The 21,634-nt window shown below is 39.3% G+C and carries 16 protein-coding genes and 1 other RNA gene; all 17 read right to left on the bottom strand.

Going from position 1 to position 21,634, the window contains the following annotated elements; translation table 11 throughout:
- Window positions 1–45: 45 nt before the first annotated feature.
- The 17 genes from ftsA to ACFIK3_RS05100 all read right to left on the bottom strand — a co-directional run bounded on the left by ftsA (window position 46) and on the right by ACFIK3_RS05100 (window position 19,646).
- On the bottom strand, window positions 46–1,347 hold the full coding sequence (gene ftsA, locus ACFIK3_RS05180) for a cell division protein FtsA (RefSeq protein WP_273790775.1): 1,302 nt from the start codon (window positions 1,345–1,347) through the stop codon (window positions 46–48).
- Entirely contained in the window at window positions 1,344–2,255 is a 912-nt protein-coding gene (locus ACFIK3_RS05175; protein WP_273790776.1) for a cell division protein FtsQ/DivIB, read from the bottom strand. Before ACFIK3_RS05175 ends, ftsA begins: the two co-directional genes overlap by 4 nt.
- Window positions 2,243–3,163 carry a D-alanine--D-alanine ligase gene (locus ACFIK3_RS05170; protein WP_375660019.1) on the bottom strand — a complete coding sequence of 307 codons (921 nt, stop codon included), beginning with the start codon at window positions 3,161–3,163 and terminating at the stop codon, window positions 2,243–2,245. The genes ACFIK3_RS05175 and ACFIK3_RS05170 overlap by 13 nt, the downstream gene beginning before the upstream one ends.
- A gap of 238 nt (window positions 3,164–3,401) precedes the next feature.
- Complete coding sequence (gene murB, locus ACFIK3_RS05165; protein ID WP_273790778.1) at window positions 3,402–4,379, bottom strand: UDP-N-acetylmuramate dehydrogenase; 978 nt, start codon at window positions 4,377–4,379, stop codon at window positions 3,402–3,404.
- Window positions 4,357–5,784, bottom strand: a complete 1,428-nt coding sequence (murC, locus tag ACFIK3_RS05160) for a UDP-N-acetylmuramate--L-alanine ligase (protein ID WP_273790779.1) — start codon at window positions 5,782–5,784, stop codon at window positions 4,357–4,359. The genes murB and murC overlap by 23 nt, the downstream gene beginning before the upstream one ends.
- Entirely contained in the window at window positions 5,768–6,904 is a 1,137-nt protein-coding gene (gene murG / locus ACFIK3_RS05155; RefSeq protein ID WP_375662971.1) for an undecaprenyldiphospho-muramoylpentapeptide beta-N-acetylglucosaminyltransferase, read from the bottom strand. Before murG ends, murC begins: the two co-directional genes overlap by 17 nt.
- Window positions 6,897–8,051, bottom strand: a complete 1,155-nt coding sequence (locus tag ACFIK3_RS05150; RefSeq protein WP_273790781.1) for an FtsW/RodA/SpoVE family cell cycle protein — start codon at window positions 8,049–8,051, stop codon at window positions 6,897–6,899. Before ACFIK3_RS05150 ends, murG begins: the two co-directional genes overlap by 8 nt.
- A 145-nt stretch (window positions 8,052–8,196) precedes the next feature.
- A complete protein-coding gene (gene murD, locus ACFIK3_RS05145) occupies window positions 8,197–9,591 on the bottom strand; it encodes a UDP-N-acetylmuramoyl-L-alanine--D-glutamate ligase (protein WP_375664783.1) in 1,395 nt (464 codons plus the stop codon).
- A gap of 4 nt (window positions 9,592–9,595) precedes the next feature.
- Window positions 9,596–10,666, bottom strand: a complete 1,071-nt coding sequence (mraY, locus tag ACFIK3_RS05140) for a phospho-N-acetylmuramoyl-pentapeptide-transferase (RefSeq protein ID WP_273790783.1) — start codon at window positions 10,664–10,666, stop codon at window positions 9,596–9,598.
- A gap of 21 nt (window positions 10,667–10,687) precedes the next feature.
- Window positions 10,688–12,109, bottom strand: coding sequence for a UDP-N-acetylmuramoyl-tripeptide--D-alanyl-D-alanine ligase (murF, locus tag ACFIK3_RS05135; protein ID WP_375676342.1), 1,422 nt, complete (start codon window positions 12,107–12,109; stop codon window positions 10,688–10,690).
- The gene (locus tag ACFIK3_RS05130; protein WP_375676341.1) at window positions 12,106–13,557 is read right to left on the bottom strand and encodes a UDP-N-acetylmuramoyl-L-alanyl-D-glutamate--2,6-diaminopimelate ligase; all 1,452 of its coding nucleotides are present in this window, start codon (window positions 13,555–13,557) and stop codon (window positions 12,106–12,108) included. Before ACFIK3_RS05130 ends, murF begins: the two co-directional genes overlap by 4 nt.
- 23 nt (window positions 13,558–13,580) lie before the next feature.
- The gene (locus ACFIK3_RS05125) at window positions 13,581–15,323 is read right to left on the bottom strand and encodes a peptidoglycan D,D-transpeptidase FtsI family protein (RefSeq protein WP_375658189.1); all 1,743 of its coding nucleotides are present in this window, start codon (window positions 15,321–15,323) and stop codon (window positions 13,581–13,583) included.
- Entirely contained in the window at window positions 15,323–15,727 is a 405-nt protein-coding gene (locus ACFIK3_RS05120; protein WP_273790787.1) for a hypothetical protein, read from the bottom strand. Before ACFIK3_RS05120 ends, ACFIK3_RS05125 begins: the two co-directional genes overlap by 1 nt.
- Window positions 15,724–16,722, bottom strand: a complete 999-nt coding sequence (gene rsmH / locus ACFIK3_RS05115; protein ID WP_375643449.1) for a 16S rRNA (cytosine(1402)-N(4))-methyltransferase RsmH — start codon at window positions 16,720–16,722, stop codon at window positions 15,724–15,726. Before rsmH ends, ACFIK3_RS05120 begins: the two co-directional genes overlap by 4 nt.
- A gap of 264 nt (window positions 16,723–16,986) precedes the next feature.
- Window positions 16,987–17,377: RNase P RNA component class A (gene rnpB / locus ACFIK3_RS05110), an RNA gene on the bottom strand.
- An 83-nt stretch (window positions 17,378–17,460) separates the two neighbouring features.
- On the bottom strand, window positions 17,461–17,970 hold the full coding sequence (locus tag ACFIK3_RS05105) for a lytic transglycosylase domain-containing protein (RefSeq protein WP_273790789.1): 510 nt from the start codon (window positions 17,968–17,970) through the stop codon (window positions 17,461–17,463).
- A 1,301-nt stretch (window positions 17,971–19,271) separates the two neighbouring features.
- Window positions 19,272–19,646, bottom strand: coding sequence for a hypothetical protein (locus ACFIK3_RS05100; RefSeq protein ID WP_375676340.1), 375 nt, complete (start codon window positions 19,644–19,646; stop codon window positions 19,272–19,274).
- Window positions 19,647–21,634: the final 1,988 nt, after the last annotated feature.

Genomic DNA, 21,634 nt, shown 5'->3' with positions numbered 1-21,634 from the left:
AGACACCGCAAGCCAAAGCGATGAAATTTATCCAACTAGACTTAACTAAAAACTCTCACGCAACCACTCACCAACACGCTGAAAATACCCACGCGTGCCCATCGATAAATGATTTCCTGCCGCCTGCATTGTTTTTTCTTCAAAACCCACCAATTGCGGATAAATTAACAACCCAACAGCAGATGTAAACGCCGCCCCTTTTGCAAGAGAAGGAAGCCTCGAAATACCTAAAGGCCGCCCGATACGAACATTTCTTCCTAATATAGTACGTGCCATTTCTGGCAATCCTGTTAACTGGCTTGCTCCCCCCGTCAAAATAACACGTTTACCAATGATGTGACCAAAACCAGAACGATTTAAACAATCACGGACCATTTCTAAAATTTCTTCAACACGCGCACGAATGATACGCCCAAGAACCGCGCGAGGATATTGAGTTTCACGCTGTTCACTCCCAATTTCTGCTACATTAATCATTTGCCGCTCATCAGCACTTGTTAAAAGTGCTGAACCATAAACAACTTTTAAACGTTCCGCCTCTGTTAAAGACATAGAAAATCCGCGCGCAACATCAAGAGTGACATGATGCCCCCCAACAGCAAGAGCATCCGCATGAATAAATTTTCCTTCAAAAAACACTGAAAATGTTGTTGTTCCACCACCAAAATCAATACACGCAGCCCCTAAATGCGCCTCATCATTCATCAAGACAGCAAGACCACTTGCAAAGGGAGTAGCAACCATTGCTTCAACACTCAAATGTGCACGATTAATACAAGTTTCTAAATTACGCAAAGAGGCTGTTTCTGCTGTTACCACATGCACGTCGACACCAAATGTTTCCCCTGCCATGCCAATAGGATCAAAAATTCCTTTATCTCCATCCAATACATAAGAAACTGGAACTGAGTGCATAACATGACGTTCAGCATCAAAGGCTTTACGCGAAACATCTGAAAAGGCCATACGCATATCACGCTTGGTGACTTCACGACCATTCAAATGGACCTTTCCATTAATCAAAGCACTTTGTAATCGACTTGAGGAAAAATTCACAATCACTGAATCCACCACCAAACCCGCCATTTTTTCTGCCGCATCAACAGCCAATCTTATTGATTGTTCTGCTGCAAACATATCCATGACAACACCGGATTTAATACCACGTGAACGCTGCACTCCAAAGCCTAGAATTTCCGTAGAATGTGTACGACCATGTAAATAGTGTGCATGCTTCAAAGGACGCAAACAAGCAATAAGACAAACAATCTTACTTGAACCGACATCAAGTACCGTTAAAAAACGTGTTTTACGCCCCTTCAAATGATGTGATCTGAGTAGCATCATAGGCTTCCTGCCTTTCGCGCTTTTAAAATACGTTCTTCTTCTGCTACAGTAGCATGATAACGCTCCAACGTTTCATCTGATAAAGAAACAGTAATTCGATCAGCAAGACGTAAATCAACACTGAGAATATCGCGAGATAAAAGATCTTGCATTGTACCGGACGAAAAAAGAGAAGAAAGCCTTTCAAGAGCACCATTTTCAGGCAACATAACGCGCATTCCATTATTCAAAACAAGATCCCAACGTCGATCACCTACCCGCACAAAAGCACGAATACGATCATATACTTCCGGATAGACTGACAGCGCTTGAATAAACACTTTAGCAGCATTTTGTGCCCCCTGCCCAACCACAAGAGGTAAATCCCGAACAATTTCCCCTTTAAAAGGCACAATGACACGACCTGTATTATCAACAATATCCATTATGCCATCATGTTGCCAAATGGCATAGGGTTCACGCTCCACGATGGAAATGCGCATTTTATTAGGATAAATTTTCTGAACATTAGCCGATTGCACCCAAGCCTGTTTTTCCAAAAGAGAACGCGCTCTTTCAACATCAAAAGTGAATATAGAAGGCGCAACATCAAGTTTTAAAATTTTAAAAATATCCTGCTTTGCCAAGCGCTTATTACCGCTTATATCAACATGAGTGACCACAAAACTACTATCCAATATGATCGTGTTTACGATCACAGCCATCTGACCACTTGATGAAAGTCCATAAAAAGCCGTAACAAAGAAAAACCATACAACAGCAAAAGAGCCAAAATGGCGTGGAATATGAATATTAACAAAAACAAACTCAAACATAAACCGAAGAAAACGACGATAAAGACGTGGCAAAGCCGGCACTGAAAGCACCTCCATCGGAACATTTGTTTTACTAACATTCAACGCATACATGATGCGTCCTCCACCATCCATTGAACAATATCGCCGTAAGTACGGCCGCTCGCTTTTGCAATATCAGGAAGAAGAGACGTCGATGTCATACCGGGTTGCGTATTAATTTCAAGCCAAATCAACTCTCCCGTTTTTTCATCAAAACGAAAATCAGAACGGCTAACACCTCGACACCCTATCGCCTGATGGGCTGCTAAAGACATTCTTTGCACACTTTGGTAAATATTTAGTGAAAGTTGTGCAGGACAAATGTGAAGAGAACCACCCGTTTTATATTTTGAGTCATAATCGTAGAATGGAAAGTTTTTATCGGGAAGAATTTCACACACATCCAGCACTTCATTCCCCAAAACAGCACAAGTCAATTCACGACCAGGAATATATTTTTCAATCATCACCTCATCGGCATATCCCCACTCAGCTCCCCCAATATTATGCGGCGGTACAGCTTCATTTCCTTGGACAATGACAACACCAAAACTTGATCCTTCACACACAGGTTTAATTACATAAGGAGGCTCCATGGGATGCGTTCGGCCCAAAGCAAAGCGGCTCATGATACGAGAAGGAGCAACACAAACCCCAACATTTGCAACGATAATTTTTGCACGTCCCTTATCCATTGCCAAAGCAGATGCCATCACGCCAGAATGAGTATAAGGAATTTTTAAATATTCAAGAATCCCCTGAATCCGGCCATCTTCACCAAATGGACCATGCAATGCATTGAAGGCAATATCGGGCTGCAACTGTTCAAGAACAGAAGCAATACGAGCATCAACATCCACGCGGCTCACGCGATACCCCTGTACCTCTAGAACATCAGCACAAGCCGCCCCTGAAGATAAACTTACAGACCGCTCAGAAGAAAAACCTCCCATTAACACAGCTATATGTTTATCTTTCATAATAAATCACCCTCTTTCGCATACTATATGTAGTCTATATAGAATACATCAGCACCATATACAGGAAAAACAAAGTTTATCCTTGCGAATCAATAACCTAGCATTTTGCATAATGAATCAGACTCAAAAGCCTGATGCAAGAGATTCTTTGTTAATTTATTGATTCTTAATAGAAATTTTTTATTATCTCTTTGAAATGACTCAATTTTTTATTTTCACTTTTTTAGTGAACAATAAATCAATGAAATGGATCAAAAGGAGAAACACTTCGACCACGCTCAAATTGACCAATACGCTCTATTTCCCATTGTAAAAGGTGGGCTGAATTTGCAAAAACACGTGCACGCACTGTTTCTCCCAATGCTTCAAGATCATATCCTGTTGCTTGCCCTGTATTAATCATAAAATTACAGTGCATTTCACTCATTTGAGCGCCACCAATCCGTAAACCACGACACCCTGCTTCATCAATCACGCGCCACGCAGATCCATTCCCAGGATTTTTGAAAGTTGACCCCCCTGTTTTTTCACGAATAGGTTGCACTGTTTCTCTGTGGAGGGCAACTTCATCCATAGCAGCACGAATATCATCTTTATTGCCGAGTTTTCCTTCCAATAAAGCAGCCGTAAAAATAAAATCTTTAGGAACATCACAATGGCGATAGGAATAATGCATATCTTTCACACTCAAGATATGACGTTGCCCTTTACGATCCAGCGCATAGACCTCGACAACACGCGCTGCGGTTTCAACACCATTCGCACCAGCGTTCATTTTGAGAGCTCCTCCAAGACCTCCAGGAATACCATGATAAAAATGAAAACCTGCAATCTCAGCTTCTAAAGCGGCAGCAGCTAAATGTTTATCCGCCGCACCAGCACCAACTAAAAAGCCTTTTGGAGAAACCTGCTTCACTTGCCCAAAACTTTTTGGCGAAAGACGAATCACAACACCAGGAACCCCCCCATCACGCACCAGAAGATTAGAACCGATACCGACAATTGTTACAGGAACAAATTCAGGCAAATTTTGAAGAAAGAGAGCCAAATCTTCTTCATCAACAGGCTGATAAAAAAGCTCTGCCAATCCGCCCGTGCGAAACCACGTTACCTTACGCATCTCAACATTAGGTGTAAGTTTTCCTCTCACGCCACCCAACAATGGTTGCAATTGCGCCAATAGCGCCTCACCATCAATGTGCTGAAAATTTATCATGACCATCCAATACCGCTAACTGATGAGGCAACGCACAAGCCCATTGTGTGATATTGCCAGCACCAAGAAAAACAACATAATCCTCTGCCTGAGCAAATTTTGAGACAAGAGACACAACATCTTCCAAACCATGTATCAAGCGCACATCACGATGACCCGCCATTTTAATATGCTCTACCAATTCTTGAGAACCAAATCCTACAATAGGCTCTTCACCAGCCGCATAAACGGGCGTAATCAACACTGTATCTGCATCATTAAAACAAGCAGCAAAATCATCAAATAAATGATACAAACGTGAATACCGATGGGGTTGTGCAATCGCAATAACACGCCCTTTTGCACTCTCACGTGCAGCACGCAAAACAGCCTTTATTTCGACAGGATGATGTCCATAATCATCAAATATTTCAATGCCACGCCAACTTCCTGTTCGCGTAAAACGCCGTTTTACTCCGCCAAATTCTGCTAAGCCCCTTTTTATAGCTTCATTTGAAATGCCAAGTTCATGCGCAATAGCAATCGCCGCCGTTGCATTGGCAACATTATGCTGCCCTGCCATAGGCAAAAGCATATTTTTCAACTCAATCTTTCTTCCTGTTTTGCGTGAGCGAACAAGAACATCAAAATGCGTTTTTTGACCATCCATCGAAAGATTAAGAAAACGAACATCTGCTTGTGGATTTGCACCATAAGTGATCACCCAACGATCATCAATACGGCCCGCCAATGACTGAACCTCTGGATGATCAAGGCACAAAACAGCAAAACCATAAAAGGGAACATTTTCTACGAATTGCCGAAAAGCCTCACGCACAGCATCAAAACTTCCATAATGATCCAAATGCTCAGCGTCAATATTAGTAATAACAGCAATATCAGCAGGCAGCTTTAAAAATGTACCATCACTTTCATCAGCTTCAACAATCATCCAATCGCCATCTCCTGTACGAGAATTCGTACCATAAGCATTAATAATACCGCCATTAATCACCACTGGATCAAAATGACCAGCATCAAGAAGGGCTGCAACCATTGATGTGGTTGTTGTTTTACCATGTGTACCACCCACCGCAATTGCACGCCGAAACCGCATCAGCTCCGCCAGCATTTCTGCACGTCTAACAAGCGGTAAATGTCTTTCCTTTGCAGCAATATACTCAGGATTTGTTTTTTTAACGGCAGTAGAAAAAACAACAACCTCTGCATTCCCTAAGTTTTCAGCACAATGACCTATATGAACGTTAATTCCCTTTTTCCGCAAACGTTCAACATTTGCACTTTCAACTTGATCTGACCCTTGAACTTTATAGCCAAGATTATAAAAAACCTCCGCAATTCCACTCATACCGATCCCCCCGATTCCGATAAAATGGATAACGCCTATATCAAGTGGCATTTTCATTTAAAAGCTCCTCTTTTATATCTGACAACAATCGCCCTGCAATTAAGGATTCAGCCATATCAGCAAGGCAACGGGTTGCATGAGGTTGCCCAACTTTTTTTGCAGCAAGCGCTTGTTTTTCCAATAAATGGGGTGCACAACAAGCGTGCATTAAAAGAGAAAAAAGCTTTTGTGCATTCAAATCTTTTTCTGATACAATTTGCGCACCACCTACACGAGCAAGCAGAGCTGCATTGGCAGCCTGATCATGATCTAAAGCATGGGGATAGGGAACAAGCAAAGCAGGTCTACCAATCACCGCTATCTCACAAACGGACGAAGCCCCAGCGCGCGACAAAATAAAATGAGCATGTGCCATACGTTCAGCCATATCATCAAAAAAAGGAGCAACCTCTGCTTGTACACCCATATCACGGTAGATTTTGATCAACCCTCCTGCTTCACCGCGAACTTGCTGTACAATTCGTAAACGTTTACGGTTCTTATCATCGAATAAAGCAATAGCTTCTGGAACAATATGTGAAAAAGCAGAAGCCCCTTGGCTACCTCCAAAAATCAAAAAATTAAATGGCTTTTCCCCCTCTGAAGAATGATAAGGAATTTTGGCCGCCTTCAACACAGCCTCACGGACAGGATTCCCCGTCAAAAGTATTTTATGAGCATAAGCGCCATTTGGCGACAACAAACCACCAGCGATTGCACGCACAAAAATTGCCAACACCCGATTGGCACGCCCCATAACAGCATTTTGTTCATGAATAAATGTCACACGCCTCGTTAAAGCCGCAATAAAAAGAGGAGGAAAGCTCGGATACCCCCCAAATCCTCCAACAAGAACAGGACGTAATTTATAAAACAACGCCAACGATTGCCCCATTCCCCTTAGCAAAGACCAAAACGTCTTTATCAGAGCAAAAGGATGACGTCGTATAAACGTTGCCGATGAAACGATATGAATATGCTCTTCATCAAAGCACCGAACAAAAGGTCGTGCTCTTTCATCTGTTATTAAATGAACATCATATCCACGCTTCCTTAATTCAACAGAAAGGGCTTCAGCAGGAAAAAGATGTCCACCTGTACCACCAGCCACCAAAACAATAACTTTTTTATCATTCATAAGGGGTATCCAAGACAGAAGAGGAAGAAAAAGCTGAAAGGCGTGCTTCTGGCCAACGACGTGTTAAACTAAGCAAAATGCCCATTGAAAACGCAATCGCCACCATCGAAGAACCACCGTAAGAAATAAAAGGCAATGTCATGCCTTTTGGAGGAATTAAGTGAAGATTAACGGCCATATTAATAGCTGATTGAAAGCCAATCATCATTGCTATGCCAGTAATACCAAGACGTATAAAGGAATCACGTGTATTCATGGCTATATACAATGAACGCATAACGATAAAGCCAAACAGCATCATAATTAATAAACAAAGAATAATACCATATTCTTCAGCAGCAACGGAAAATACAAAATCTGTATGGCTATCAGGAATGATACGTTTTACTGTTCCCTCCCCAGGACCTTGCCCAAACCAACCACCATTCAAAATAGCCTCACGTCCTACATCCACTTGAAAAGTATCTCCTTCACCTGTCAAAAAACCATTGATCCGCTCGCGCACATGATGCAGAAAAAAATAAGCTAAAATAATTCCTACAACGCCTAAAATGAGAAAGAGAAAAATAATAGTAAGAGGTACACCAGCAATAAAAAACAGCCCCCCCCATGTTGCACTTATTAAAACTGTTTGTCCAATATCAGGCTGCAAAACCAGAAGCACACAACAAATGCCATAAAGTACAATCGCTAACGTATAACCTAGAATTCCCCTCTTGCGTATCTGTTCCGAAAAAAGCCAAGCGGACATAACCACAAAAGCTGGCTTCATAAACTCTGAAGCCTGTACAGAAAAACCAAATAGCTGAATCCATCGCCGTGCTCCCTTTAATTCTGGACCAAAAAATAAGGTTGCAACCATAAGAGCAAGCGTTACAATGAGCAAAAGAGCACATAAACGACGAATATTAGAAAGCGAAAAAAAAGAAATGGTAACCATCGTAAAAAATGCTAAAATGCTGAAAATAATATGCCACCGAACAAAATAAAAACTATCAGCAATTCCGATTTTTTTTGTAATAATGGGGCTGGCAGCAAAAGACAGCATAATGCCAATTCCCATTAAAATTAAACAAGCTGCAAAGATAGAGCGATCAATCGTCCACCACCAATTAGCAATTGGATCTCTATCTGCACGCGTCACCATGATATACACACCTTATCCATTTTATAAATTGTCTCAAAGTGATATGAGTTCCCAGCCTGTTTAACAAACACTTTAAAAACTAAATTACACAAAAAAAGATTCTGGAGTCTTAACGCAAAAATATTTTTTATAATTGATGCTTTTTTTATTGTAACTGCATCACAAAAGAGACAAATGCTTCGCCTCGCATTTCATAATTTTTAAATTGGTCATAACTTGCACAAGCAGGTGATAAAAGAACCGTCACCTCTTTTGCCTTACAGCCTATTGCGTCAACAGCTGCTTCACGCACCGCATTTTTCAAAGTTAAGCTCATAGAAAAGGGAAAAGAAGATCCAATAGTGCGAGCAAATTCTTCCGCCGCGCTCCCAATCAAATAGGCTTTACGAATTTTAGGAAAAAATTCTCTAAGAGACTCTATTCCTCCCTTTTTTGCCTGTCCCCCAACAATCCAAAAAATATCATTAAAGGTGGAAAGCGCAGGAGCTGTTGCATCTGCATTAGTCGCCTTGCTGTCATTGATAAACAAAACCGCCCCCATTTTACGCACCTGTTGCATACGATGATCCAACCCTTTATAACTTGCTAAATGCTTGTCCATAGAAGGATCGGTTATTTTTAAAGCCTGCAACGTTGCTAATGCCATAAGGGCATTTTGCGCATTATGCCTCCCACGTAACACCGCCATAGGAGCAAGATCTGCAAGCATATGACGCTGTCCTTGACGAACAGAAAAGAGCTTGGTCCCATCTGCATAAAAACCATTTTCAACAAAATGATCCTTGGAAATTGCCTCAATTTGCTTCCCCTCATGAAGTAACTGTTGATATAAAACTCGGCAAGCTGCATCATCAACTGAAATAAAAGCCTGAGAAGCCTGAGCAATCAGATGCCTTTTGGTTTGCACATAACAGGCAAAACTTCCATGTCGATCAATATGATCAGGTGTGAGATTTAATAAAAGTCCAATGGTCGGCTGAAGAGAGGGAGTAAGATCAATTTGAAATGATGAACATTCAATCACATAGATACGTTTTTTAACAAAGGGCTTAAGCGTCAATATTGCCTTTCCAATATTTCCCCCCATCTGCACATCATAGCCCATTTTTTCCAACAAATGCGCAAGTAAAGATGTTGTGGTTGACTTCCCATTCGTCCCCGTAATCGCAATGAAAGGAACGTCTTTGTCACAAAAACCATAATGCTGTAAAAATTGATGGCGCGCCCGAACAAATAATTCAATATCACCGATAATTTCTATATTTTTTTTTCGTGCTTTTTCAACAACCCAATGGGGTTGAGGATAACTTAAAGGAACTCCAGGAGCTACAATCAATGCAACAAATTCTGACCAATCTTCATAACGGAGATCTCGTGTTGGAATATTGTGCCGAAAAGCCATTTGCACGCTTGAAGGACTATCATCCCACGCCACCACTTCTGCACCACCACACATCAATGCTTGTGCCGTTGCTAGTCCAGACTGTCCCAATCCAAACAGAGCAACTTTTTGACCTTTATAACACGTAACAGAAATCACATTCTCACCGCAATTTAAGTGTTGAAAGACCTATGAGAGCGAGAACAATCGAAATAATCCAAAAGCGTATCACGACTTGGCTTTCAGTCCAGCCTTTTTTCTCAAAATGGTGATGTATCGGTGCCATAAGAAACACGCGTTTTCTTGTTAATTTGAAATAACCAACCTGAATAACGACCGAAAAAGCTTCCACAACAAAAAGCCCACCAATAAGAACCAAAACAATTTCGTGTTTCGTAGCAACCGCAACAGTCCCTAAGAGTCCTCCAAGAGCCAATGAACCAGTATCTCCCATAAAAATAGCTGCAGGTGGTGCATTAAACCATAAAAAACCAAGCCCTGCCCCAACAACAGCTCCCAATAAAACAGCCAATTCACCTGTACCCGATACATAATGGATTTGGAGATAATCAGCAAAATTCATATTACCAGAAAGATAAGCAATCAGAGCAAAAGATAAAGCTGCAACCATCACAGGAACAATAGCAAGCCCATCGAGTCCATCCGTTAAATTAACCGCATTACCCGTCGCGACAATGACAAACGCAGAAAAAGGAATAAAAAACCAGCCCAAATTGATAAGATAATCTTTTAAAAAAGGCAAAGCGAATCCAGATGAGCCAATTTTCAGAATAACAAAAGCCGCAATTGCGGCAACACAAAACTCTAAGCTTAACCGTGCTTTCCCAGAAAATCCTTTGTCTGTTTGTTTTGTGACCTTAAGATAATCGTCATAAAATCCAATTGCCCCAAAAGAAAGCATAACCAATAGCGATACCCAAAAGTAAATATTCGATAAATTACACCACAAAAATGCCGATACCACAATGCCGGTTAAAATCATCAATCCACCCATTGTAGGTGTTCCAGCCTTTTTAAAATGTGTTTGAGGACCATCAGCACGAATCGGTTGTCCCTTACCCTGCCGCAATTTAAGAGAAGCAATGATGCTAGGTCCAAACAAAAAGACGATAAGTCCCGAAGTAAGCATAGCCGCTATTGTGCGAAAAGTAATATAACGAAATACATTCACACCTGGAAGCCAATCACTAAACGAAGAAAAAAACAGCATCATTGTACAAAAAACCTCTTAAAACTATGAAGAAACCGCTTTATAGCGATCAAGCAATGCAGTCACAATATTTGATGAACAAAGGCTATTGGATGATTTAACCATAAGCAGATCCCCAGAAGAAATTTCTGCTAAAAGAATCGGTAAAATTTTCTCAATATTTTCAGCATAATAAACCTTAACACCAGTAGACAAATCACTGACTAAAGATTTCATCGCCTCACCAAATAGAAAAACCGGATTAGCACCGGAAAGACGTATTGGTTTTATTAAATCACGATGAAGCTTTTCACTATACTCCCCTAATTCTAGCATATCCCCTAAAATAGCAATTCGCCGCCCCTCTTTCCCTACAGGTCCTGTAGCAAGAAGCTCAAGTGCAGCACGCATAGAAGCAGGATTTGCATTATAGCTTTCATCAATGAGATAAAATTCACCCCCATTTGATAAAGACAATTGATAACGAACACCTCGCCCCTTTTGAGAAGAAAAATGGCGAAAAGAAAGAAAAACAGGCTCTAACTCAACCCCCATAGCATCACAAGCAGCAATAACCCCTAAACTATTTTGCACAATATGGCGTCCTGGAGCACCAATTTGAACCTCCCTATCCCGCCCCCCAATACGCACAATCATAGAAGTACTATCAGTTAGAAGACGTATACCTCGCGCTTGATAATCAGCATCTTTAGTCTCACCAAAGCTTAAGATCTTCTTTACACCGCATTTCTTTGCTTTTTGAACGAGATAAGAAAAAAAATCACTATCCGCATTTAAAATGGCAATTCCTTTTTCATCTAATCCTTCAAAAATTTCAGCTTTTGCCTTTGCTATTTCTTCAAGATTTTTGAAAAAACCCATATGTCCTGCACAAATATGCGTAATGAGAGCAACATGCGGACAAACCAGTTTGACCAGAGGGCGAATTTCATCTCTATGATTCATACCAATTTCAAAGATACCATAATCACTCTCCATAGGCATCCGCGCTAAAGTGAGTGGAACCCCCCAGCAATTGTTTAAAGAAGCGAGATTCGCATGAACATTCCCAGCCGTTGCAAGAGCTTGTTTCAAAGCTTCTTTTGTCGTTGTTTTTCCCACTGATCCTGTTACCGCGATAATCTTAGCTCTTGAACGTTTGCGTGCAGCTTGTGCAAGTTGTTCTAAGGCTTGCAAAACATCAGGAACGACAATGAGTGGAGCCGATATCTTTTTCATATCCCTCAAACGGTGTTCCGCAACGATAAGAACGCCTGCACCTCGTTCATAAGCTTGCGCAGCAAAATCATGACCATCAAGATGATGCCCCTTAATGCAGAAAAAAACATCCCCTTCCGCAAGAGTACGGCTATCAATGGAAACCCCAGAAAAAGTTTCTGGCATGCTTCCCATTACAACACCATTAATTGCAGCAACAAGTGCTTGCTTATCCCATAAAGCTGTCATTTCTTTCGGTCCTCTAAAGCTTCTATCGCTTTCAGACGATCTGAAAAAGGATAAGTTGTCTGCCCTATAATTTGGCCATCCTCATGACCTTTTCCAGCAATGATTAATGTGTCACCAACTTTCAAAAGCTCCACCGCGTAAGAAATAGCCTCACCACGATCTGCTATCTCTATTGCTGTTGGCACCGCCTGTAAAATATCCTTGCGTATTTTTTCTGGCATTTCTGTGCGAGGATTATCATCCGTTACAATAACAATGTCCGCTTTATCCGCCGCAATTTTTCCCATCAAAGGTCTTTTTCCTTGATCACGATCTCCTCCACAACCAAAAACAACGATCAAGCGCCCTTGCGTAAAGGGACGAACAGAAAGCAAAACCTGCTCCAAAGCTTCTGGTTTATGGGCATAATCAATATAAACAAGCGCATTATTTTCTGTCTTTCCCACAAACTCTAATCGCCCAGGTGCCCCCTGCAAAGTTTCAAGCGCAGAAAAAACCTTACGAGGTGAAGCACCCGTTGCAATTGCTAACCCCGCTGCCATAAGCGCATTAGCTACCTGAAAATCTCCAGCTAAAGGCAAAACAAATGTATAAATATTGTTTTCCACACGACACTCAATACACTGTTTTGAGCGTTGATGTTCGACACGATTAATCGTGATAAATTGCCCCTTACGACCAATTGTCAAAACACGGCGACGCGCTTGTGTGACAACATCAATAACCTTTTGTGAATAGACATCATCAGCAAAAATCAAAGCAGGAGCAGATACAGGCAAAAGTGTATCAAATAACCTCATTTTAGCCCGCAAATAATCCTCTACCCCCGTGTGATAATCCATGTGATCTCGCCCTAAATTGGTGAAGGCACCAGCCGTTAAACGGACTCCATCAAGTCGCCCTTGATCAAGCCCATGCGAAGAAGCTTCAAGAGCTGCATGTGTCACACCTTCATGAGAAGTTTCATAAAGAAGACGGTGCAAGACGACCGGATCAGGTGTTGTGAGAGAACCATAAACATTCCGTTTAGGAGAAACAACACCAACCGTTCCTATACTCGCAGCACAAAATCCAACATAAGTCCAAATTTGCCGAAGAAAAGAGACAACAGATGTTTTACCACTTGTACCAGTCACAGCAACGACCGTTTCAGGCTGAGAACCGTAAAAACGTGCAGCTGCCAACGCTAAACTATGACGAACATTAGAAACACGTAAAATGGGAACAGATAAATCCTCAAGAACAGCATGACAATCTGTAACGATTGCTCGTGCACCACGCTTTATCGCATCATCTATATAGTGTCTTCCATCACTTTTTTTTCCTTGAACAGCAACAAAAACATAGCCTGGCAAAACTTGTCGAGAATCCGCACTTATTCCTGTTATTTCTATTGAAGAAAGACTTTCATCTTCAACGCATTCTGTAAAAACTGTTCCCAACAACATGATAACGCACCTTTATATTCATTTTACCGTTGTTTAACGAAACTTGAATTGCTCTTTTTACTTAAAAGAGGCTCATATTCTTTTTTAAAATCGGGTTTTACACCAAGAAAACTAGCTGTGCGACGAACAATATTAGCAAGCATTGGTCCAGCATTCATCCCCGCTGTTGCTGAACGCTGTCCCTCAGCAGGCTTTGGTTCATCAATAATTGTTAAAACAACATAAGCAGGATCCTCAATAGGAAAAGCAGCAAGAAAACTATTAAAATTTTTTGTTTTAGAATATTTTCCATTTTCAACTTTTTCAGCTGTTCCTGTCTTACCACCTACACGATAACCTTCAACTTTTGCATTACGTCCAGAACCAATATCACTATTTAATTTATAAAGGTAACGCATATTTTGACTTGTTTTAGCCTGCAAAACCCGTTTTGCATGGTGCAAAGTTTGTTCTTTTGGCCGTTTTAAAAATGTCGGAGCAATTAACCAACCACCATTCATTAAAGCAGCAGCCCCGACAGCTGTTTGCAAGGGTGTTGTTGCCATACCATGCCCAAAAGAAATCGTCATAGAATGGATATCCTTCCAATGATTTGGCACAATAGGGTGGGCAACTTCAGGCAACTCTGTTGTGAGACGATCCAGTAATCCAAGTTTTTGCAAAAAACCACGATGTTTATCAATCCCTATCGCCAACGCCTCTTTAGCAGAACCAATATTAGAAGAATAAATAAAAACCTCCCATAACGTTAAGGGTCGATTTTTTCCATGAAAATCATGAATAGTATAGCCACTACTTGCTTTTATTGGCTTTGAAGCATCGATAATACTGTTTAAATGAAAAATATCGGAATCAAGAGCCATAGCGGTCGTAAAACTTTTAATGATCGATCCCATTTCAAAAGCTCCTGCCGTCATCCGATTGAGACGATCACTTTTTAAAGCTTCAACAGGATTTCCAGGATCAAAGTCTGGTAGTGATGCCAAAGCCAAAACTTCCCCCGTATGTATATTTAAAATAACAGCTCCTGCAGCAATTGCCTTATAACGCTTCATAGCCTGAATAAGTTCATCATGAACAATTGACTGAACACGCACATCAATCGAAAGCTGAACTTGTTTTAATGATTCTTCCATGGCAAGACCAGCGGCACGCAAAGCACTCAGCCCCGCATCATCAATGTATTTTTCCATACCTGCAATGCCCTGATTATCAACATTCACCATACCGAGAATATGGGAAGTTACAGGTCCATCAGGATAAAAACGACGAATTTCAGTCCGAAAACCAATTCCTGGTATACCAAGAGCCATAATTTGCGTCTTCTGCATTGGTGTTAACCCACGCTGTATCCAAGAAAAACCAGATTTTCTTTTTAAGCGCTTATAGGTTTCCTGCCAATTAAGATCAGGCAAAACTGTTGAGAGCAATTCAATTGTTTCATCCACATCAATAATACGCCGTGGCTCAGCAAAAAGTGAATAAGTTTTAATATCTGTTGCCAATAAACGACCATTACGATCAACGATATCAGGCCGTGCCATCAATTGAAGTATTCCTGGCCCCTTTGCTTCTTCAATCTGTCCACCTTCCAACCCATAAGAAATAAGGCAAGCCCCCATGATTCCATATAAAATTAAAAAGCAGAACAACGAAAAAAGCAAACGTGGACGACTAGAATAGGGACGACGAACAGAAACATTATGATTATTCAACGAATTCTTTAAGCGCTTTTTCTTCTGTGAGAATAAAAAAGTCGATTTCATTACTGCGCGCCTTTTTGGACAACACTATTGATCTGAGAAGCTCGATTATTTGTCAAAATATCCTGATTATCTTCCAAGATATTTTGTTTAATCACTTCTTCAATTTGATCATGTACCTGTACCGGAATGTCTTTAAACTCCACGATTTGACGCGGCTGTATAACCTCTAACCCAAGTTCTTTCTGATAACGTTTCGCAAGTTTTTGCATGCGTGAAGGCCTTATCATCACAGCCCACTCAGCATGAAGCAAACTTACCGTATTTTTTGCTGCAGCAATTTCATGCTCAAGATGAAGAACTTCGTTCATTCGTTTTTGAACATCATATTTTACCTTATAAGTAAGTCCTGCCATACAAATCATAATCAACACTAAAATCATATCAAATGTACGAAAAACTGTCATTTTTTGCTGCCTTCAAAACTGGCAATCTCTGCTAAACCAAATAATTTCATATCTGCTGCAAGAGCCTCTGCTTCAGTCCGTACACCAATACGCAACCTCGCAGAACGTGAACGAGGATTTTTCTGTAACTCCTCTTTAGTTGCCGTGATCCCACCTTTAAACAAAGGAAAAAATGTTGCTGGAGCAGCCTTCATTTCAGGCAGATAGCGTGATCTCATACATTCTCCAGAACGAGCCGAAAAAAATCTTTTGACCATACGATCTTCAAGAGAATGAAAACTGACAACCCCCAAACGGCCTCCAGCTTTTAAAACGCGTTCAGCAGCAAATAAACCACATGCCAATTCACCAATTTCATCATTAACATAGATACGAAGAGCCTGAAATACACGTGTTGCTGGATGAATACGATCTCCCGGTTTACGTCCTATCAATGCTTCGATAGCATACGCCAAATCACCTGTACGCAAAAAAGGCTGTACAACACGACGCTTTTCAATCATCCGTGCAATTCGCCCCGCATAACGCTCTTCTCCTAATATCTTAAAAATACGTGCCAAATCCCTTGCTTTTAAATGATTGACAACATCGCTGGCTGTAAAACCAGTCTGAGCCATTCGCATGTCCAATGGACCATCTTTTTGAAAAGAAAAACCTCTTTCTGCTTCATCCAGCTGCATTGAAGAGACACCAATATCCAAAATAACTGCATCCACCTTCTCTTCAACGACACGATCGAGCTGTGAAAATGCCATATGGACCAAACGAAGACGTGGAAAAAATTCTTCAACAAGCGATTGTCCTGCACTGATAGCATGAGGATCACGATCAAGAGCGATCACCTGTGCCCCTGCCTTTAACAAAGCGCGCGTGTAACCACCAGCACCAAAGGTACCATCAATTACTTTTGCTCCAACCAATGGCATAAGCCCAGTCAAAACTGGCTGCAACAACACTGGAATATGGCGTTCAGCTCTTTGATCCTGCTTTATCAAAATAATCCGTCTTGAAGTTATGCTGTCTCAAATCAACAGCTCTCTCATGGCAACTGATCTTAGAATAACCTAGCCTTCAACTTTCATATTAATCACAATGAACGAAAAAACTAAAGTTATCCCAAAACAGATCCTAACGCATTATACTTAAAGAAATGTTATAATTTTTTAAAACACTCTTTGCTCAAGTGTCCATTTCAAACACATAGACTCCATAAAAGATCATATATAATCGATCTTATAAAATATCGCGTATCATCATGAAATATCAGTCGGCCTATAAGCCGGGTTCTGTAGAGTAAAGCTTACACTTTACATGGCAACCATTCATCTGGGACGGATGTTACCATCCGCCTCGTGCAACCTACCCGAATGACTCGCCCGGAAATCGGCTGCAAATTAAATTTTGCACGTCATTTCTATTTGGTCTTGCTCCCGGTGGGGTTTACCTTGCCACATTCATTACTGAATGCGCGGTGGGCTCTTACTCCACCCTTTCACCCTTACCTATAAAAATAGGCGGTTTACTTTCTGTGGCACTTTCCCTAGGGTCACCCCCGCCGGGTGTTACCCGGCACCGTCTTTCCATGGAGCCCGGACTTTCCTCACCTGCCATATTTCAGCATCAGACAAGCGCGGCTGCCCAGCCGACTGACATATTGATTTATAAAATATTTTTTGCTCAATGAAAATAGCATCTTAAAATATTTTATGACAAACCTCTCTCAACAGATGTTTTTATTTTAATGAAGCCAGATAAGTTTTCACTTTTGCGCAATATTTCGCCGAAATGGAATTCATTTTTTTTGCAGCATGACCTGCGTTATATTTAAGGATTGTACCACACGTACTTCCACCACTGAGTTTATACGCCCGTGCCAAATAACGCATACCATATTCAAGATTGGTCGCAGGATCGTACAAATCCTGTACAGAACCACTAAAGCCCAACCCTCGTGCCGTAGAGGGTTTAATTTGCATCAAACCTATTTCGCCAGCAGCCCCCTTTATACCTGCCTTATAATTACTTTCAACTTTTACAACAGCATGTGCTAAATTAACGGGAACATTATATTTATTCGCAAGTTTCTGAATAAGAAACTCATAAGGGCGATCAGGAATCTTAGGAGCAACAATCACTGAGGCTTCTCCTGATTCCGCAACATTTAAGACACTATGAGTCCAACTTATGTCAAATACAAAAAATACAGCACACGCTGTATTTAACAAGATTTTCAAAAATTGCATTTTCTTTCTCTTCACTCAAACATTCTCAAATTCTAGCCGCAAGTAATTTGCAAACGTATTATACAAAAAAAGAAAGCAAAAGAACGGCTTGAAAAAGGAAAGAGTAAGACAATTTCAAGATAAAATCATGTAACAAAAGAATATCTCTTTATTCACAAATCATAGATTTCTCTATATCATAAAATAAAAAAATAAAGAAACTATGGTTAATCTTATAGCGTATTAAATAAAATGATATAATCTATAAATTGCTGCTATCGCTATTGTATCACTTAATTTTTATATTAAAAAAATAGCATCTTAACTAGATGTAATATTTTTTACATAAGATTATTAATTTTTTTATTGGGATCAATCCCACAAAGTAAGAGAGACAAGAGCATCTTTTTACCGGAGATGCTCAATATCAAGAAAGTTTCATAAAAATATAAACCGCTATCAACGCTTCTCTCTGGTTAATACCCCCCACAGCACTCTTTATATCCGATAAAACCTCAACAAATCACAAAACAAATCCCCCCATTATCGCACATAAAAAATTCATAAATATACTAAAACCATCATACTCTTTACCAATTCAAAATATTGCAACAGACTTTTAGCTCTCAAGATGTCTCAAAGAAGCTTTTTAATTCCTTTTTAAAAGAGCTATTATCCACACAGTCCTCCCACTGGTAGTGTACTAGAAACTAATTTTGATTTTTTCACCATGGATAAATTTAAAATGAGAAAATTTTACAATTCTTAAGATTCTTATTCAATATAATAATGATAATTTATCATTATAAAACAATATACTAAAAAAGTTATATCCGTCTTTGTCTCTACAATAAAGCCTAACAATTACTTGTGTCTGTTTTTCTGAAAAATGTTAGAAAACTCAATACCCCCAAAGCCTTTTTAAATAAAAATAGACCTCTCACCTTCATTCAAATATTTTTTCTTTGTCACAGACTATCACCTTATCAGCCTTGCACCTCATTTTCAGAAATCATACAAGTGGATAAATATCCTAAAACCCGTAGAACAAAGAAAGCTTAAATCCTTTAAAAAATTTTTATTTTCTCATATCAAATAAAAAATAACTGGCATATAAAATGCGATTAACTTGACCAATACCCTTGATAGATTTTTTATCTCTCCTGTAATGATTGCAACATTACCGTTATACTCCGACTGCATACCTTTTGAGTAAGATAAATTTGTTAATTATCTTACAAATTGATTATCTCCTCGCACTTTTCAAAACTTCACGAAAAGCTCTTTCTCCTTTAAAACCCAAAAGCGCAATTAAAAAATAGCTAAAAATAAGCATTAGCAATGGAAGGACGAGAAATCGCTTTTGAGAGAGCCATAGCAACAGTTTCACCAGATTTTTGAGCCTGCTCACGACTCTGACCACTTTTAGCAGCAAGCGCAATTACATCACGACGCAGCTGCGCAATAAACAACTCTTGCTGTTGAGGGTCCATCTTAGAAAGATGCTTGATAATATCTGGAAAAGACACGGACAATCTCTCTAACAACTCCTCCTCTGTTACATCAAGCTTCTGAGAAGAAGAAGAACGACCGGAAAAAAACTGATAAACAACACTACTTTGAGAAGCAAAAAAGACAGCGCCAAAAATAAAAAATACGAATAAAATAAAAATAATACGATGCGAAAAAGATCCCATTATCTCTTACCTAAAGATCACAGAATACAAACATAGATTCCTTTTATGATTCCCCTTATAGCATTCAACAATGCCTCAATAAAGAAAAATCAAATTATTAAAAATGAATACGCTAACACTCTCCGCCCAATAAGACCCGCCCCTCTATGTATTTAGGTACTATAGGCGAAACAATAACAGATCTTACACTTCCCCCCCTAATAACACTTTACATTTCCTAAAATAATTACAAAAAGCCTGACTGAGGAAATCCTCAGTCAGGCCAGACAATCTAGGGGATCCACGCGGGGGGGGGGAGGAGGTTCCCCGATTGTCCTCTTACATCAACCACTAAGATAGCCGATGCAATATTCTTGCTATGGAATAAAATTTTTTAAACAACAAGAAATTCTTATCATCTTCTACGCAAAAAAACATAAAAGAATTATAAATTATTTAAAAATGTTTAAATTTAGGCAAAAAAAGTTCAAAATGACCCAATTTGAAGCAATTTTATTTCTAGAAGCACCAATTAGAATCTACGATCATTATAACTTTTAAATAGTTTCTTTCATAACTCTGATGATCATAATTTAAAAAAAACAGTAATTTCTACGTATCCACCCTATAAAAATCAAACTACGTAAAAGTAGAATCATTTTTCCAACAGCAATCACCACAAAAAGAAAAACGTAGATTTTTAAAATCTTACACAAATAACCGTAAAAAATGAAAAACATCTTCTTGCAAGAAATCTATGAATTATTCATATAAAACAATAAATTAGATAAATAAAATCTTATCTATTTTTATAAAAAATTGCTGTAAATGATCATTAAAATATTGTTACATCCCTCATGTAAAAATCAATGAAGAATTTAAACTGCTTAATCTTATGAAAAAATGAGAACTCTGAAGGTATTTGTTTCGAATCACGCCCCATCGTCATTCCAAATAACGATAAATCATTTTACAATAACCAACAGTCTCTAACGCATTTTAACATAACAAACCGAAATCAATGCAGACATTTTCTCTTAATCTCTATCATTTAAATGATCCCGTAAAATAATACACACAGTAGTTTCTGTGATAAAAAATTGTATAGTCTGTTCTTCTAACGTAAACAATTCATTGATTTACAATCATAACTCATCATTTACAATTTACATGAGAGATCTCAAGAACGTAAGGTTCCCTTATTTTCAATCTTCGTCTATTGAATCAATGAATAGCCATACTATCGCACATCACAAACAAGAAGAAGCGTATGGATAAAAAACATAAAACGATAATGCCGGCTTACAACTTTTATTTAAACTAAAGACGATGGTGCCCTATCAATTTTACGCTATACCCACGGACTGCGTCATAAGATGAGCGGCAAACATAAAAAGAAAGAAAATACGTTTGGCAAGAACAATGGACTTATTTAATAACCTTCATAACTTCTCAATGATAAAGAGATACGAAACTTTAGTGTAATATCACGCTTTTCTTTCCTACTTTCAGCCACGGACTATCCATAGATCATCGCCGATCTTATTTTTATGAATATAATGCAAAACACATAGATGAACACCATATATGAATGCTTATAGGAAGAAATAAACGTAAAACCAGATGCGTTATTATAACCGTTGTTGTACAAAATGTTTTTAAAATTCAGAATATCACTCCAATCATTACCAATTTATGAGTAATTTTATGGCGTCATCTACCAAGCTTTTACTTTTTCTATTACTTGTAAATCAACACCTGCTCTAAACATAACAATATGTTTGAAATAAAGATTAGAGAAAATGAGAGCCATGTGAAAAATCCTAGCTTTTATATGCCCAATTAGAGTAAAAATATTTACGTCTGTTTGAGAAATCTTAAAAAGCCATCATTCATTTTGGAAGAAACATAAAATCCCAAAGATAAAAAACTATTGCTATCTTTACCATCCCCTTCATTTGCCTTTACGACTTTCAAACACGCTCATAACGCTGTATTTTAAATAATGA

The sequence above is a fragment of the Bartonella sp. CB10SXKL genome (assembly GCF_042195515.1).
Classification (GTDB): Bacteria; Pseudomonadota; Alphaproteobacteria; order Rhizobiales; family Rhizobiaceae; genus Bartonella.
Note: the sequence above shows the minus strand (reverse complement) of the source record. Positions and strands in the feature narration are given on the sequence as shown.